The sequence below is a fragment of the Mesorhizobium sp. M1329 genome (assembly GCF_040318035.1).
Taxonomy (GTDB): Bacteria; Pseudomonadota; Alphaproteobacteria; order Rhizobiales; family Rhizobiaceae; genus Mesorhizobium.
The window spans coordinates 92,410-107,258 of sequence record NZ_JAMYLN010000023.1 but is presented as its reverse complement, the minus strand read 5'-3'; the positions used below and the strand labels follow the sequence as shown (position 1 = coordinate 107,258).

The window sequence follows — 14,849 nt, the reverse complement described above, 5'->3', positions numbered from 1 at the left end:
GGAACGCTACTACGCCATGTTGGATGAACCAGCCATAGCCGCGTGACTCAAACGAAACGGCCTCCGGAAAACCCGGGGCGGTTCACTCTGTAGTCTAGGCAACGCTTTGACAAGTTGTTCGTACTAAAGGCACTCCATCTAGGTCAATTGTGCCCATCCGGGACTAAAACACGATGATTTCCGCTCAAATTCTGTCGCCCAAGGTTTGCGTCGTGCCTGTTGCTGTCTCAGCTTGGATGCTTCGATGCCAACAGATTCGGGCTGAATGGCACCTTGTCGAGGACGAGCTGGAAGCGAGAGAAAAGGCCAGTTTCGTTACACAAATCCTTACATTGATTACAAAACCGGCTATTATCGCTGCGTAAACAACGAGATGCACAAGGCTATTCGGTCTCCAAAACCGCAGGTCCTTTTACCGATGGGAACCACCGACGCCCTATTCCAAAGCATCCGCCGTCCTCAACGTCCTTCTTGCTCGGCAGGGTTGCCGCCATGGCGCCAGGCCGCAAGCAGAGCCAAATTGGCCGTCTATCGGCGCGCCTTCATCATTGATGCTGACCGCTACCATTGTTCCGGTCGGAACGCCGTCGGCGTGGGAATTGCCCGTGTCGCACGAGTTTCAGGCTGGGGTCCTTCTTCGTCACCTCTGTGAGCCATTTCCAACCGTCGTACTTGTCTCCTGTCTGGCGCAAGTGCGTGTAGCGCTTGAGGGATGTCCAGGATCGGTGTCCGGAATTTGATGCGACCCTTGGGATGTTAAAGCCAAGCTCGAACAATCTCGAAACGCCGTCGTGCCGCAGGTCATGAAAGCGAAGGTCCTCGATCTCCAGGAGCTTGCAGGCCAGCGTGAAAGATGCGCCGATCGCGTCGGTCGTGTACGGGAAGATTTGTTCCGCAACCTTGGGCATGGCTTCAACTATCGCCAATGCTTCCTCCTGCAGGTCGCACCAAACATCGTTCCCAATTTTCTGACCGGGATTTTTCATGTCGCGTACGAGGACGCGATGACCCTCCTTGTCCAGGTCTTTCCAGGCTATCCGAATGATCTCCTCTTGCCGGCGGGTTGAGAAGATGGCGAAGGCAATGATCCGGTGCATTGGAATGGACGACGGTCTCGCGGTTGACCGGTCCTCGAAATGCTTCATGAGCTTTTCGAGTTCGACGAGTGTTGGACGACGGTCGCGTTCTCGGCTTTTTGTTGTTAGCCCGAGCCTGTCCGCAACGATCCAGGCGTCTTGCATGGCTTGCCGGTCAAGCGGGTAGTTCCAAGCAGGACGCGCTATGGCGAATACCGCGCCCAGATGGGAAAGATAGTTGGAGACAGTCTGCGGCTGAACGCCCGTCTCGAGCTTCTCGCGCGCGAATGCGACTATGTCGGTGCTCGTGATCGAGGCGCACGCCTTGTTGGCGATATCGAAGTCCTTGATGCTCTTGAGTACCTGGCTTTTCGTGCGGCCGATCTTCTTGTTGCTTTCGCGAATGTAGAGATCTATCGCGTCCGCGAGTGTTGGTACGCGGTTGTCGTTCGACTTGGTTTGCAGTTCCGATTCCAAGGCATCGGGCTGCCCAAGATGCTCTTCACGTTGGCTGAGCCAAGCGGAAGCGGTTAATCGGCGTTCGAAGGTTTTGTTCTCACGCAGAAGGATCTTGCCGCCGCGCTTTATGACAATCTGTGCGAGCCATGCTATAGAGCCATCCTTGCGTGAGCGCTTCACAATGGTGCCCATATCGGTACAACATCCCCTTAGGCGGTACAACATTTGTTGTACCTTTCGGGAAAAACGGTACAAAATCGGACGAAACGAGACAAGCGTAAAAGTGATTAAGAAGGCCTAAGTAGTGGAAACAGAAGAGAAATCGCAAATTATCGTATCTCGGCGTTTTGCCATTGCCCCTATGATGGACTGGACAGACCGGCACTGCCGGTTCTTCCATCGCCAGCTGACGCGCGAGGCGCTGCTCTACACCGAGATGGTGGTGGCCGATGCGGTCATCCACGGCGCACGCGAGCGGCTGCTCGGCTTCGACGACAGCGAACATCCGGTGGCGCTGCAGCTCGGCGGCGCTGATCCGGGAAAGCTGGCCGAGGCGGCGCGCATCGGCGAAGCCTTCGGCTATGATGAAATCAACCTCAATGTCGGCTGTCCGTCCGACCGCGTCCAGTCGGGCACCTTCGGCGCCTGCCTGATGAAGGCGCCTGTGCTCGTCGCGGATTGCGTCGCTGCGATGAAGGCGGCGGTGAAAATACCGGTTACCGTCAAGTGCCGCATCGGCGTCGATGAGCAGGATCCGGAAGCGGCACTCGATGCGTTGGCGGACGGTGTTTTCGCGGCCGGCGCCGACGCGCTTTGGGTGCACGCCCGCAAGGCCTGGCTGGAAGGACTGAGCCCAAAGGAAAATCGCGACATTCCGCCGCTCGACTATAGCCGCGTCTATCGGCTGAAAGCCAGAAAACAAAACAAATTCATCGGCATCAATGGCGGTATTCAATCTCTCGCAGAGGCGCTGACCCATCTCGACCATGTCGACGGCGCCATGCTCGGCCGCGCCGCCTATCACACGCCAGGGATACTGGCCGGCATCGATGCCGCGTTTTACGGCGGCACAGCTGAGCCGTTTGATTTTGCCGCACTGATCGATGCGATGGCGGACTACGCGGCAAGCCATATCGAGCAGGGCGGCCGGCTGGGGCATGTCACCCGGCACATGGTCGGGCTGTTTCACGGCCTGCCCGGTGCACGGCGCTACCGCCAGATCCTTTCCACCGAGGCGACAAAGCCGGGTGCGGGACCGGAGGTGCTCAAGACGGCTTTCGCAGAGGTCGATTTCGGCAGGACCGCAGAGGCGGCCTGAGGAGAAGACTTAATCCCGCAACACCATGCGGTCACCACGGACGTCGAAACCCGATAGCGAGCCGATGAAATTCATGCCGAGCAGGCTCTGGCCGAGCGTGCCGGGTGCGGCGATCATGATGGGCATGTCCTTGCGCACGATGCCGCCGATCGACAATTCATCGGTTCTCACGGCGGCGGCGCGTGTCATGCCGTTGGCGGTAGAGATCGGTATGGTGAAGCGGAGAGCCGCCGAATTGAACCCGACCGCCAGCGCGTCCTCGGCGGTCAGCACGGTGCTGGTCGCGCCGGTATCGACAACCGTCAGGATCGGCGTGCCGTTGATCGTGACGCGCGCTTCGAAATGGCCGTTGCCGGCCTTGTCTAGAGTGACGGTGACATGGCCTTCTTCCACACCCAGCGCCAGCGGACTGCCGGGAACAAGGCCGGCGGTGATGCGGCTGGCGAAATCCTGCAACTCATAGCGGTACTGATAGCCGGCGATCAGCGCCAGCACGATGGCAGCCCAGGCGCCAAGACTGCGTGCCATGGTGCCTAACGGCCTGCCTGATCTGAGCAGGCCGGCGCCGACGAGCGCCGCTAAAGCGCCAAGCCAGATCAGCTGGCTGAAATCGTAATTCTCAATGCCGAATGTACTGCCGGCGGAATCGTTGAGCATGAGCAGGAGTACACCCGCCCCGATCGCGACGATCAGAATCCACAACAGTCGGTTCATCTCTGCGGCCGGTTCACGAGAGGGCGTCGCGTTCGCGTGCCATGCGGCTGCGACGGGTTTCCCGGCGGGGGCGTCGTTCGACCGTTTCCAGCCTTGCCGGCAGCTCGGCCATGACGCTGCGACGGGTTTGCGGGGTCATGTCGATCCAGGCGGCGATTTCCTCGCGCGTGCGCCCGCAACCGAAACAGAAGCCGGTTTTCATATCGATCGAGCAGACCAGGATGCACGGGGATTCAATGGCCGTCATAAGGATTTCCTTGGCTAGCCTCCACATGGTGCAACGACAAAGTCAATGCAAGCCCTCCGGGATGCGCCGCCAACGAATGCTTTCGCGTCAAAACCGCCAAGTTGTACCGGGCCTGGAGGTTGTGCCGGCTTGAGGTTGTGCCGGCTGGCCAAGGCGGCTATGCCGCTCACCAATTCACACGGACGATCGCCATCGACATGACCAGCGCGCTGCCTTTCGACGATTTTCGCGACCTTCTGGTGAGCCTGCCGCCGCCAGATCTGACGGCCAAGGCCCGCGTGCGCCAGTTGTTTGCCAAGGCAGACAAGCCCAAAGGCTCGCTCGGCCGCATCGAGGACGTCGCCGCCTGGCTCGCCGGCTGGAGCGGTCGCGCGCCGCCGGCGGTGACGCGACCATTGGTGGCAATCTTTGCCGGCAATCATGGCGTCACCCGCCACGGCATTTCGCCGCGCCCCGCCGCCGCCACGGCAAATGCAGTCGAGCTCTGCGCCGCCGGCGGTGCAGCGATCAACCAGATCTGCATCGCTTACGATCTCGGCTTGAAGGTGTTCGATCTGGCTCTGCACATTCCGACAGCCGACATCACCGAGGATGCGGCACTGGACGAGCGCGGTTGCGCCGCCACCATGGCGTTTGGCATGGAAGCGATTGCCGGTGGCACCGACCTGCTTTGCCTTGGCGACCTCGGCGTCGGTAATTCGACTGTCGCCGCGGCTCTTTGCACGGCACTTTTCGGCGGCAGCAGCGCCGACTGGATCGGCCCTGGATCGGGGGCCGACGCGGCAATGCAGAGGCGCAAGGCGGAGGTGGTCGATGCCGCGATCACGTTTCACGGCGCGAGCCTCAAGGACCCGCTGGAAGCGCTGCGCCGGGTCGGCGGACGGGAATTCGCAGCGATCTGCGGCGCCATTCTGGCGGCGCGGATGCAGAAGATCCCGGTGCTGCTCGATGGATTCACGGCGACTGCGGCCGCTGGTGTCCTACATACCGCCAACCCAGCCGCGCTCGATCATTGTCTCCTCGCAAGCCTGTCGCCGGAGCCTGGCCATGCCAAGGCCGCCGAGCGCCTCGGCCTTCGCCCGCTGCTCGATCTGGGCGTCAGTCAAGGCGAGGGGGTAGGGGCGGCTCTTGCCGCCGGCCTGGTCAAGGCGGCCGCGCTGACCAGTTCAGGCATGGCGGCGGCGGTCCGCGGTTAAGAACTCAGCGCCGGCGCGAAGCAACCGCCTTGGTCGGCAGCGCCGGCAGTTCCTCCATCACCCGGCTCAGCGGGAAGATGGCGATCGCCTCGGTGCCTTCGCGCAGCCTGGAATGGAGCTGGAATTCGCCGCCATGCATGGCAAGCAGGCCTTGCACGATCGGCAGGCCTAGCCCGGTGCCCTGTTCGGCGCTCTTGATGGCGATCGAGCCCTGGCCGAAGGCCGAGAGCACGATCGGAATCTCGTCCTCCGGTATGCCCGGCCCATTGTCCTTGACGGAGAGATATTGCCCACCGCCCGCCGTCCAGCCGACGCGCACGCGGATTTCGCCGCCGGTGGCGGTGAACTTGATGGCATTGGACAACAGGTTGAGCGCAATCTGCCGCACCGCGCGTTCGTCGGCGAACAGGCGCGGCAACGCGTTTTCGAAATCCTGGACGATGCGGATGTCCTTGTTGCGCGCCTTCAGCTCCATCATGTGGCAGCAATCCTCGACGACGGAGAGCAGCATCATCGGCTCCTCGTTGAGCTGGTAGCGGCCCGCTTCGATGCGCGACAAATCGAGAATTTCGTTGATCAGGTCGAGCAGATGCTGTCCGGAGTCGTGCACGTCACGGGCATAGTCGCGATAGGTCGGGTTGCTCATCGGGCCGAGCACCTCGTTGGCCATCACTTCGGAAAAGCCGAGAATGGCGTTGAGCGGTGTGCGCAGTTCGTGGCTCATCGAGGCCAGGAAACGCGATTTCGCCAGATTGGCGTCTTCCGCCCGCCGCCGTGCCTCGTCCGACATCGATTTCGCCGTCTCCAGTTCGGCGATCAGCGCATCCTTTTCGGAGCGGAACGACAGCAGCATCAGCGAGGAACGGTTGAGCTGGCGCGCTACATAGGCGAAGAAAGGCAACGACGCGATCAGCAAGCCTGCCATGATCACTTCGACCGGCATCCATAATTTCGCACTGGCATAAGCATAGATGGCGACCGGGAGGGCGAAGGTCGCCAACAGCGCACCGCGCAGCGACGAGGCCAGGATCGCGGTTGCCGACATGGCGAGCAGCAGCACCACCGCCTTGGCGACCTGGAACTGATCCATTTGGCAAGTTTCGCAGCTGAGCCATGCGAACCAGGCCCAGCCAAGCCCGCAAAGAAACTGGCCGATCAGGAAATCCCTATGCGTTTCCAGCGGGTTGAGCTCGGACGCTTGAGTGACGCGTCTGGCCATGAATGCAACGATGGTATAGCAGATGAATGTGAACAGCGCCCAGACGCCGATCTCCTTGCCGATGCCCGCGAGCAAGCCTGCCGCGGCCGTTGCCAGAACGAGCAGCGGGATGACGATCACGCCGCCGGTCATCGAAAGCGCGTGGAGCTTCAATAGCTCGCGGTCGAAGTCGGGATTTCCGGCTTGCTGCGAAAGACGGTCGCGCGTCTTGCGCACCGCGCGCGCGACATCGCTGTTGCGATGGCGTTTCCTGCGGTCCACAATAAACTTGTCCGCCGTGGTCGAGCGTTGCAGGGGCATGAAGTCTTCAATTTACGCGGGCAGCAATTTCAAATCGTTAAGCTACGTTCGAATGATTAACCAACGGTTTGCCATATGAGCCGTTCGTGGTCGCGATGGCCGCGCCAGCGATACTATGCGCCGCCTCCGCGAAGCCTGTGGCGCAGGCTGATGGACTATGGGCTGACACTCATTGTGCTCGGCCTGCTGATCCTCCTGGCGGCCGCGCCTCGACCGAGTGGAGACGCGCAAGACGGAGGGCGCGGCCATCGTCAATGATGGCGATAGCATCATCCTCGGCAGCGAGCGTATCCGCATGCGTGGCATCGACGCGCCGGAATATTCGCAGATCTGCCGCAAGGACGATGCCGATTATCCCTGCGGCAAGCTCGCGCGGCAGTCCCTGGTGCGGTTGATAGCCGGCAAAGCCGTCTCCTGCAGCGGCTGGCAGCGCGACCGCTACGGCAGGCTGCTCGGCGACTGCAAGGCCGGCGGCAAGGATCTCAACAGCGCGCAGGTCGAGGCCGGCTGGGCGGTCGCCTTTGGCGATTTCGAGACCGAGGAAGCCGCTGCGCGCGCGGGCAAAGCCGGCATCTGGGCCGGAACTTTCGACGAACCGAAGAACTGGCGCGAGAGCCACGGCCACGAGCTGGTCGAAAGAAAGCACGGCACCTTGGCGTCGATCGGCGATGCCTTGCGCGAAATTTTTCGCTTCTGGTGAGCTGTGCCTATAGTTCGTCGGGGCGGACGAGGAGGATAGAGATGAAGCTGTTCGACGGCGGGCGCGCGCCCAATCCACGTCGGGTTCGGATTTTTCTGGCCGAAAAGGGACTTCAGGTTCCGCTGGTGCCGGTCGACATGGGCGCGCTGGAGCACAAAGAGCAGCCGGTCAGCTCGCGCAATCCGCTGAAGCGTCTGCCGGTGCTCGAGCTCGACGATGGCACCATCATCACCGAATCCGTCGCAATCTGTCGTTATTTCGAGGAACTGCACCCCGAGCCGGCTTTGTTCGGGCGTGGCGCGCTCGGCAAGGCGATCGTTGAGATGTGGCAAAGACGTGTGGAGTTCAATCTGTTCGGCTGCGTCGCCGCGGCGTTCCGGCATATCCACCCCGCAATGAGGGAATGGGAGATCCCGCAAATCCCCGAATGGGGCGAGGCTAACAAGCCGAAGGCGATCGAATTCCTGAGATTTCTGGACGCTGAGCTCGCCGGCAGGGAATTCGTCGCCGGTGATGCCTATTCGATCGCCGACATCACCGGGCTGGTCGCCATCGACTTCATGAAGCCGGCTCGCATCAAGGTACCCGAAGAGTGCACCAACGTGCTGCGCTGGTATCGAGAAATCTCCAGCCGGCCGAGTGCCGCCGCCTGAGAACGAGTCTCAAATGAGCGAAGAGCTGGTGAGCGAAGAGTTGGAAGCCCTCACGGCGAGGGTACGCGCCTGCCGCATCTGCATCGATAACCCGGCCGGCAGGCCGTTGCCGCACCGACCGCGGCCCGTGCTCAGGCCATCTTCGAGCGCGCGTATCCTGATCGCCAGCCAGGCGCCGGGCACCAAGGTCCACGTGTCAGGCATGCCGTTCACCGACGCCTCCGGCGACCGGCTGCGAAGCTGGCTAGGCGTCGGCAGCGAGGAATTCTATGACACGGACAAATTTGCCATCGTGCCGATGGGCTTTTGCTTTCCCGGTCAGGACGCCAAGGGCGCCGACCTGCCGCCGCGCCGCGAATGTGCGCCGGCATGGCGCGCATCGCTGATGGCGCTGATGCCGCAAGTCGATATGGTGCTGACGATCGGCATCTACGCGCAAAGCTGGCATATGGGCGCGGCGCGCCGTCCCTCGCTGACGGAAACGGTCATGGATTGGCGTGCCATCTGGGCGGCGGCGACCGAACCGAAAGTCCTGCCGCTGCCGCACCCGTCCTGGCGCAACACTGGTTGGCTGAAGCGCAATCCATGGTTTGAAATGGATTTGCTGCCCTTTCTGAGATCGGAAATCCGCTATCGCCTCGGCTAGCCATTCAGCAAGAAATCACTCGCTTTTGCGCTATTCAACAGAATTTCTTTCTTGTAATAGGCTTGAGCAAGAGGGAATATGGTAATCCATTCCTCGAAGCGCGTCGCGCATGAGGGGACGCGCGTTAAATTCTTGTTTTTATGCATGTCGTTGTGCCAAGGCCGCTGCGCACTTTGGACGACTTGCATCAGGGGAGCACCCAATGGACCGCCTCGATAGAAAAATCCTCCGCCTCCTGCAGGAGGATGCGACGCTTGCAGTCGCCGACGTCGCCAAAAAGGTCGGCCTGTCGACGACGCCGTGCTGGCGGCGCATCCAGAAGCTCGAGGAAGAGGGCGTCATCAAGCGCCGCGTCGCCATCCTCGATCATGAAAAGGTCAATGTGCGGGTCACGGTGTTCGTCTCGATCCGCACCAATTCGCATAGCCATGAATGGCTGCGGCGCTTTTCGGAAGTTATCCAGGAATTTCCCGAAGTGGTCGAATTCTACCGCATGAGCGGCGACGTCGACTATCTCTTGCGCGTCGTGGTGCCCGACATCGCCGCCTACGATGCCTTCTACAAGCGGCTGATCGCCAAGATCGAGATCCGCGACGTGTCGTCTTCCTTCGCCATGGAGCAGATCAAGTACACGACCGAAATGCCGCTCGACTATATGGTGCTGGACAAGGAATCGGGTGCGAACGCCGCCTGAGCGCTATAGCGTCAACACCATCTGCTGCAGAGGCGGCCGTTGACTGAGCAAACCCTAATAGTCGGTTTTCGCAACGACGGCACCGACAATGTCCGTTTGATCGTCGAACCGTGGGCGGAAGAATTCGATATCCTAGGAAAATCTGCTGCGGAAATATCAATATTCTTCACAACGCCAGGCAGGATAGACAGCCGGCATGCTCAGGGCACGTTTGTGATATGGCTTTGGGAGGGCTGCCGCGCAAAGGTATCCATTAATGGAGCGGATCATACCCGCTCAATGTCAATTCCAATTCCATCTATTCTTTGAGCTAGGCCCGCTTAGTTCTTCTTGTTGAGGAAGCTCCAGGGGGAATTGGCCGGCAGCGTGATCGTGTCCGGGACCGCGTCGACGTCGACCACCTCGGCCTTGCGGATCGTGTAACCCGACTGGATGACGCTGACGCCGTCGAGGATGAAAAGCTGGCTCTTCTCCATGCCCGGCCGTAATGCGCCGGTCACCGAAACCGGCTGGTAGGCCTCGGACATCCTGTAGGGGCGGGCAGGCGTGACGAGGACCATCTGGTTGGGCGGTGGTGTCGGCATATGGCTGCAGGCTCCCGTCCAGGGGACCAGCAGGAACAGGTAGACGAGATCGCCCTCACGATCGACCGGCAGCGCGTAGCCCGCGAGTTGCACGGTCTTGTCCTGCAAATTGAGAGACAGCGTTTCGCCATGATCCGGCATTTTGGCCGCGATCATCGGCAGCCCGACGCTTTCGGCGGCTGGCTGGGTCGGCGGGCGCAGATCTTTCCAGAAAATGCGCATGGTTCCGGCGGAAGCGCCTGCCGCGATGGCGGACGCCAACAAGGCAGTTGCCATGATCGTGCCTGATTTAAAACGGTTGCTCATCGCTGCTCCGCCGCTGAGCCTTGATCTGCGGACATCAAGTAAAGCTGCCGCAGCCCCACAGGTCAACGCTCAAGCCGCATCACGTGCCGGCGCGAGCCGGTCGTGCCGACCTCGCGAAAGCCGCGGGCGACGAACATGTCGCGAAAGCCCATGAAACGGTAGCTCGGTGAGGCCTGGTCGACGGGATAGGCTTCGATCGTCTTGGCACCTTTGGCGAAGGCGTGATCGATGGCCGCGTCGAGCAATACCCTTGCCAGCCCGCCGCCGCGCAACGCCTTCGGCACGTAGAAGCAGACGATCGACCAGATGCCCATCTCGCTTTTGTCCTGCTGCCGTGACAGCTTGCGGTAGGTCTCGCGCGGCGCGACCGAGCACCAGCCGACGGTCCGGCCATCGATTTTGGCGACAATGCCGACCGGCGTGCCGGTATCGATCAGCGCCATAATCGCGCGTTTCCTCTCGTCGTTTCCGACATGCTCGCGGTTGTCGAGATTACGCCAGGCCATGCACCAGCAGTATTTCGGCCCGCCCGGTTGCTCGAACAGGTTTTCGAAATCGGCGCGCGTCGATCGCGTCACCTCCGTGAAGCGGACCTTGCTCAGGTCAAGCTTTTCTGGCGGCGAGCCGTTGGAGCGTCTTGGCATCGGAAAGTTCCTTTACGGCGCCCTTGCCAATCCAGCGTGCAGTCTTGTCCGTCGAGGCCGCCAGTTTTTGCGCCAGGGCAAGGGCAGGGCCGTGCAAATTCATCGATCGCTTGCCGATCGAACGAAGCGCCCAATTCACGGCCTTCTTCACGAAATTACGGCCGTCGGTGGCCTGTGCCTCGATGGTCGACAGGAATTCCAGGAAGGTCGCCTCCGGTTCTTTCTTCCGGTGGACTACCGACCAAGCCATCATGGCAAAGGCGGTGCGTCGAACGAATTCCCGTTCGTCGACCGCAAATTCGGCGATCAATTGCCTCCAGCAATCCGTATCGACAAAGAGATCCGAGACGCCGTCGACGATATCCCAAGAGTCGAACGTCGCCGCCCATCGTCTTGCGTCCGCGGCAGAGAACCGCTCCGGATCGGCCGTGACGGAAGCGATAAACTGCGCCTCCATGATGCCTGTTCGCCAAAGCTCGAAGGCACGCTCATGGTTGCGCTTGATTTTCCTGGCAATCTGCCGCTGCACGCCGTGCGGGATACCGAGCGCACGTTCGATCTTGATGCCGTAGCGCAGCATGCCAAGTCGATTTTCCTCCGAGGCGATCGAGCGCAGATGAGCGACGATTTCGTCGGCGCTGGATTGAGGCGAAAGCTCGGCCACGGCGAAACCCTATTTCTCCAGCCGCGCCAGCAGCGAGGACGTGTCCCAGCGCTTGCCGCCCATCGCCTGCACGTCCTTGTAGAACTGGTCGACAAGTGCCGTCACCGGCAGTTTGGCGCCGTTGCGGTCGGCCTCGGCGAGGCAGATGCCAAGATCCTTGCGCATCCAGTCGACGGCGAAGCCGAAATCATATTTGCCGGCATTCATCGTCTTGTGGCGGTTCTCCATCTGCCAGGATCCGGCCGCACCCTTGGAAATCACGTCTATGACCTTTTCGATGTCGAGCCCAGCCTGCTTGCCGAAATGGAGGCCCTCGGCGAGGCCCTGAACGAGGCCGGCGATGCAGATCTGGTTGATCATCTTGGTGAGCTGGCCAGCCCCGGCTGGTCCCATCAACCCGACCATGCGGGCATAAGCATCTATGACTGGCTTGGCCCTGTCGAAGGCGTCGGGCTCGCCACCGACCATCACGGTCAGCATGCCATTCTCGGCGCCTGCCTGACCGCCGGAGACCGGGGCGTCGAGGAACGAAAACCCGAGCGCTTGCGCCTGCTGCGCCAGTTCGCGCGCGACCTCCGCGGATGCCGTGGTGTTGTCGATGAAGATGGCGCCCTTCTTCATGGAATTGAAGACGCCTCCGGCGCCGGTCGTCACTGAGCGCAGATCGTCGTCATTGCCGACGCAGGAAAAGACAAAATCCTTTCCCCTGGCCGCTTCCGCCGGCGTTGCGGCCAGGCTGCCGCCATGCTGGCCAACCCATTGCTCGGCTTTCGCCCTGGTGCGGTTGTAGACGGTGACGTCATGGCCACCCTTGTTCTTGAGGTGCCCGGCCATCGGATAGCCCATGACGCCAAGACCGAGAAATGCCACAGAAGCCATGTTTTCGAATCCCTTGAAAGCCTGCTTTGCGGCCTTCTTACCGGATCAGGCACGGTGATGGGAGTCAGCGGTGCAGATGGATGGTGATGCGCCGTTCGATCCACTCGACGCCGTGGCGCAATGTTTCGACGATGATCAGATAGATGATCGCCGCCCAGATATACGACTGAAAGTCGAAGGTGCGCGCATAGGTGAGCCGGGTGATGCCCATCAAATCGTAGACCGTGATGATGGCGACGATTGCCGAGCCCTTGATCATCAGGATGATCTCGTTGCCATACGGGCGCAACGCGACGATCAGCGCCTGCGGCAGGATGATCTTCCACATCGTCTGCAGTTTGTGCAGGCCGAGCGAGGCGGCACCTTCCCACTGGCCTCTCGGCACGCTCTCGATCGCGCCACGCAAGATCTCGGCCTGGTACGCGGCCGTATTCAGCGAAAAGGCGAAGATCGCGCAGTTGAATGCTTCGCGGAAGAAGCCCCACAGTCCGACCATCTCGAGCTCCGGCCGGAAGGAGCCGACCCCGTAGTAGACCAGGAAGGTCTGCGCCAACAGCGGCGTGCCGCGAAAGAAATAGACATAGGCATAGGCGAACCCCGAAAGGATCGGGTTCTTCGACATGCGTGCATAGGCGATCGGCACCGACAGGATCGCGCCAAGCACAATCGAGATGGCAACCAGCAACAGGGTGATGCCGAGGCCGGATATGTAGCCGGGTGCATATTTCTGGAAGAACGCCGGGTTCCACGCAGCGACCAGGTAGACGACCATGCCAATGCCGAGAGCGATCCACAGGCCGACCAGAACATGGCCGAGGATGCGTTGGCGCGACCAGCCGCGTGCGGGCGGCGGCGGCCGGTCGACCTTCAGCGTGTCGGTGGCAAGGCTCATCTCTTGACCTCGCTGCCGCCGACCGCTCGTTCGATCGCGTTGATGCCGAAGGAGGAGACGATCGCCAGCAGGAGATAGATCAGGCCGGCAAAACCATAAAACAGGAAAGCATGCTTGGTGACGCGAGCGGCAACCCCGCTCTGCCGAAGGATCTCGTTGAGGCCGACCGCCGAGACGAGCGCAGTGTCCTTGAGCAGGATAAGCCAGAGATTGGCAAGTCCGGGCAATGCGATGCGGATCAACTGCGGCAGCACGATCAGCCGCATCGTTTGGCCGCTGGACAGGCCAACTGAATAGCCTCCCTCATATTGCCCTTTTGGAATCGCGCGGAACGCGGATAAAAACACCTCGCTGGAATAAGAGGAGAAAATGAAGCACAGCGCGATCATGCCGGCGACGAAGCTGTTGACGTCGGCGGACGTTCCGGGGCTCACCAGCCGGACAATGTACTGCAGGATCAATGGGATGCCGAAGAAGATCAGAAACAGCGTGAGCAGCTCGGGTATTCCGCGAAAAATCGTGGTGTAGATGTTCCCGGCCAGCCTCAGCGACGGCTCTTCCGACTGTTTGGCCAGCGCCACGAAAAAGCCGAGCGTCAGCCCGAAGGGCAGAGTGGCCAGCGCAAGACATACCGTGACAAACATACCCGCGGCAATGTCGTCGAGCCAGCCTTCGGGTCCCCAACTGAGAAGCGTCAGTGCGCTCTGCATCCGCCGGCCTGTTCTCCTTGAGGCTCTTTGAGACCCGTGCCGCGTCATCCCTCGTGCGCGACATCCTTATAAGAACGGCGGGAATCTCCCGCCGTTCACGTCGTTCTATGTCGGTCGATCAGGACTCGCCGCCATAGACGTCGAATTTGAAGTACTTGTCATTGATTTCCTTGTACTTTCCGTTCGCGCGGATGGCGTCGATCGCCGCATTGAACTGGTTGACCAGATCGGTCTCGCCCTTGCGCACGGCAATGCCGGCGCCCGGACCGTGGATTTCGATAACCGGCTGGATTGTGCCGACCAGCTTGCAGCAGGCGCCGTCCGGCGAATCCAGCCATTGCTGCAGCACGACGACGTCGTCATTGGCGGCATCGAGCCGGCCATTGGCCAGATCGAGCTGGTATTCCTGCGCGGTCGGGTACGGCTTGACGGTGCTGTCGGTATAAGTCTTGGTCGAATAGTTGAAATGCGTGGTGGACGCCTGCACGCCGATCGTCTTGCCGGCCAAATCTTCCTTGGTGACACCCTTGATGTCGGTGTCCTTGGGCGCGGCGATCGCCGGCGGCGTGTTGTAATATTTGTGGGTGAAGTCGACCTTCTCGGCGCGTTCCGGCGTGATCGACATAGACGCGACGATGGCGTCGAACTTGCCTGCCTGAAGGGCTGGAATGATGCCGTCCCAGTCCTGCGCGACAAAGGTGCACTTCACCTTCATCTCGTCGCAGAGCGCCTTGGCAATGTCGATATCGAAGCCCACGAGCTGGCCGTCGGCAGTCAGATTGTTGAATGGGGGATAGGCTCCCTCCGTGCCGATCCGCAAGGTTTTTTCCTGGGCCTGGGCAACGCCAAGCGTCAGCAGCGCAGCCGATGTGGCGAGCGCGATACGCAGTGCAATACGCATAATAGTCCTCTCTGTTGGTCCCGGCCGTCGTTCCCGAACGGCTCTGT

15 protein-coding genes and 2 pseudogenes are annotated in these 14,849 nt (G+C 61.0%); 6 read left to right on the top strand and 11 right to left on the bottom strand.

What is annotated here, in order from left to right; all coding sequences use genetic code 11:
• Positions 1 to 545: 545 nt before the first annotated feature.
• Positions 546 to 1,727 (bottom strand): tyrosine-type recombinase/integrase, encoded by a 1,182-nt coding sequence (locus NKH21_RS22290; protein ID WP_352867545.1) that lies wholly within the window; start codon positions 1,725 to 1,727, stop codon positions 546 to 548.
• 112 nt (positions 1,728 to 1,839) lie between these two features.
• On the opposite strand from NKH21_RS22290, the gene dusA reads away from it, so the two are divergent.
• Positions 1,840 to 2,853 carry a tRNA dihydrouridine(20/20a) synthase DusA gene (gene dusA / locus NKH21_RS22285; RefSeq protein ID WP_502911907.1) on the top strand — a complete coding sequence of 338 codons (1,014 nt, stop codon included), beginning with the start codon at positions 1,840 to 1,842 and terminating at the stop codon, positions 2,851 to 2,853.
• Between the two features lie 9 nt (positions 2,854 to 2,862).
• Here dusA and NKH21_RS22280 read toward each other — a convergent pair whose 3' ends face one another.
• Positions 2,863 to 3,567 (bottom strand): TIGR02281 family clan AA aspartic protease, encoded by a 705-nt coding sequence (locus tag NKH21_RS22280; protein ID WP_352666649.1) that lies wholly within the window; start codon positions 3,565 to 3,567, stop codon positions 2,863 to 2,865.
• A gap of 13 nt (positions 3,568 to 3,580) precedes the next feature.
• The gene (locus NKH21_RS22275) at positions 3,581 to 3,814 is read right to left on the bottom strand and encodes a DUF1289 domain-containing protein (protein ID WP_031193575.1); all 234 of its coding nucleotides are present in this window, start codon (positions 3,812 to 3,814) and stop codon (positions 3,581 to 3,583) included.
• A 197-nt stretch (positions 3,815 to 4,011) separates the two neighbouring features.
• Here NKH21_RS22275 and NKH21_RS22270 point away from each other — a divergent pair, with 197 nt between their 5' ends.
• On the top strand, positions 4,012 to 5,010 hold the full coding sequence (locus NKH21_RS22270; protein ID WP_352666872.1) for a nicotinate-nucleotide--dimethylbenzimidazole phosphoribosyltransferase: 999 nt from the start codon (positions 4,012 to 4,014) through the stop codon (positions 5,008 to 5,010).
• A 4-nt stretch (positions 5,011 to 5,014) separates the two neighbouring features.
• On the opposite strand, the gene NKH21_RS22265 is transcribed toward NKH21_RS22270, so the two are convergent.
• Entirely contained in the window at positions 5,015 to 6,529 is a 1,515-nt protein-coding gene (locus NKH21_RS22265) for a sensor histidine kinase (RefSeq protein ID WP_352666651.1), read from the bottom strand.
• A gap of 75 nt (positions 6,530 to 6,604) precedes the next feature.
• On the opposite strand from NKH21_RS22265, the pseudogene NKH21_RS22260 reads away from it, so the two are divergent.
• The 4 genes and pseudogenes from NKH21_RS22260 to NKH21_RS22245 all read left to right on the top strand — a co-directional run bounded on the left by NKH21_RS22260 (position 6,605) and on the right by NKH21_RS22245 (position 9,222).
• Positions 6,605 to 7,229: pseudogene (locus NKH21_RS22260) on the top strand (thermonuclease family protein).
• 41 nt (positions 7,230 to 7,270) lie between these two features.
• Positions 7,271 to 7,882: a glutathione S-transferase gene (locus NKH21_RS22255; RefSeq protein WP_352666656.1), complete on the top strand. Its 612-nt coding sequence runs from the start codon at positions 7,271 to 7,273 to the stop codon at positions 7,880 to 7,882.
• A 13-nt stretch (positions 7,883 to 7,895) separates the two neighbouring features.
• Positions 7,896 to 8,528 carry a uracil-DNA glycosylase family protein gene (locus NKH21_RS22250; protein ID WP_352666659.1) on the top strand — a complete coding sequence of 211 codons (633 nt, stop codon included), beginning with the start codon at positions 7,896 to 7,898 and terminating at the stop codon, positions 8,526 to 8,528.
• A 202-nt stretch (positions 8,529 to 8,730) separates the two neighbouring features.
• Positions 8,731 to 9,222 (top strand): Lrp/AsnC family transcriptional regulator, encoded by a 492-nt coding sequence (locus NKH21_RS22245; RefSeq protein WP_006333679.1) that lies wholly within the window; start codon positions 8,731 to 8,733, stop codon positions 9,220 to 9,222.
• Positions 9,223 to 9,542: 320 nt separating this feature from the next.
• Here the strand turns inward: NKH21_RS22245 and NKH21_RS22240 are convergent, their stop codons facing one another.
• The 7 genes and pseudogenes from NKH21_RS22240 to NKH21_RS22210 form a co-directional block, all read right to left on the bottom strand.
• The gene (locus NKH21_RS22240) at positions 9,543 to 10,112 is read right to left on the bottom strand and encodes a DUF3299 domain-containing protein (RefSeq protein WP_352666662.1); all 570 of its coding nucleotides are present in this window, start codon (positions 10,110 to 10,112) and stop codon (positions 9,543 to 9,545) included.
• A 62-nt stretch (positions 10,113 to 10,174) separates the two neighbouring features.
• Positions 10,175 to 10,756, bottom strand: coding sequence for a GNAT family N-acetyltransferase (locus NKH21_RS22235; protein ID WP_352666665.1), 582 nt, complete (start codon positions 10,754 to 10,756; stop codon positions 10,175 to 10,177).
• Positions 10,716 to 11,420 (bottom strand): DNA alkylation repair protein, encoded by a 705-nt coding sequence (locus tag NKH21_RS22230; RefSeq protein ID WP_352666668.1) that lies wholly within the window; start codon positions 11,418 to 11,420, stop codon positions 10,716 to 10,718. The genes NKH21_RS22235 and NKH21_RS22230 overlap by 41 nt, the downstream gene beginning before the upstream one ends.
• A gap of 9 nt (positions 11,421 to 11,429) precedes the next feature.
• Positions 11,430 to 12,317 (bottom strand): annotated as a pseudogene (locus NKH21_RS22225) (NAD(P)-dependent oxidoreductase); the annotation flags it as partial.
• A gap of 46 nt (positions 12,318 to 12,363) precedes the next feature.
• Positions 12,364 to 13,191 (bottom strand): ABC transporter permease, encoded by an 828-nt coding sequence (locus tag NKH21_RS22220; protein WP_352666670.1) that lies wholly within the window; start codon positions 13,189 to 13,191, stop codon positions 12,364 to 12,366.
• Positions 13,188 to 13,901: an ABC transporter permease gene (locus tag NKH21_RS22215; RefSeq protein ID WP_352666673.1), complete on the bottom strand. Its 714-nt coding sequence runs from the start codon at positions 13,899 to 13,901 to the stop codon at positions 13,188 to 13,190. The genes NKH21_RS22220 and NKH21_RS22215 overlap by 4 nt, the downstream gene beginning before the upstream one ends.
• Positions 13,902 to 14,019: 118 nt before the next feature.
• Complete coding sequence (locus NKH21_RS22210) at positions 14,020 to 14,802, bottom strand: ABC transporter substrate-binding protein (protein WP_352666676.1); 783 nt, start codon at positions 14,800 to 14,802, stop codon at positions 14,020 to 14,022.
• Positions 14,803 to 14,849: the final 47 nt, after the last annotated feature.

Bases quoted from the DNA above. Each gene is read 5' to 3' on its own strand.
- NKH21_RS22290 (WP_352867545.1), bottom strand. From the start codon at position 1,727: ATGGGCACCATTGTGAAGCGCTCACGCAAGGATGGCTCTATAGCATGG.
- NKH21_RS22275 (WP_031193575.1), bottom strand. From the start codon at position 3,814: ATGACGGCCATTGAATCCCCGTGCATCCTGGTCTGCTCGATCGATATG.
- NKH21_RS22270 (WP_352666872.1), top strand. From the start codon at position 4,012: ATGACCAGCGCGCTGCCTTTCGACGATTTTCGCGACCTTCTGGTGAGC.
- NKH21_RS22250 (WP_352666659.1), top strand. From the start codon at position 7,896: ATGAGCGAAGAGCTGGTGAGCGAAGAGTTGGAAGCCCTCACGGCGAGG.
- NKH21_RS22280 (WP_352666649.1), bottom strand. From the start codon at position 3,567: ATGAACCGACTGTTGTGGATTCTGATCGTCGCGATCGGGGCGGGTGTA.
- NKH21_RS22215 (WP_352666673.1), bottom strand. From the start codon at position 13,901: ATGCAGAGCGCACTGACGCTTCTCAGTTGGGGACCCGAAGGCTGGCTC.
- NKH21_RS22255 (WP_352666656.1), top strand. From the start codon at position 7,271: ATGAAGCTGTTCGACGGCGGGCGCGCGCCCAATCCACGTCGGGTTCGG.
- NKH21_RS22210 (WP_352666676.1), bottom strand. From the start codon at position 14,802: ATGCGTATTGCACTGCGTATCGCGCTCGCCACATCGGCTGCGCTGCTG.
- NKH21_RS22245 (WP_006333679.1), top strand. From the start codon at position 8,731: ATGGACCGCCTCGATAGAAAAATCCTCCGCCTCCTGCAGGAGGATGCG.
- NKH21_RS22235 (WP_352666665.1), bottom strand. From the start codon at position 10,756: ATGCCAAGACGCTCCAACGGCTCGCCGCCAGAAAAGCTTGACCTGAGC.
- NKH21_RS22220 (WP_352666670.1), bottom strand. From the start codon at position 13,191: ATGAGCCTTGCCACCGACACGCTGAAGGTCGACCGGCCGCCGCCGCCC.
- NKH21_RS22240 (WP_352666662.1), bottom strand. From the start codon at position 10,112: ATGAGCAACCGTTTTAAATCAGGCACGATCATGGCAACTGCCTTGTTG.
- NKH21_RS22265 (WP_352666651.1), bottom strand. From the start codon at position 6,529: ATGCCCCTGCAACGCTCGACCACGGCGGACAAGTTTATTGTGGACCGC.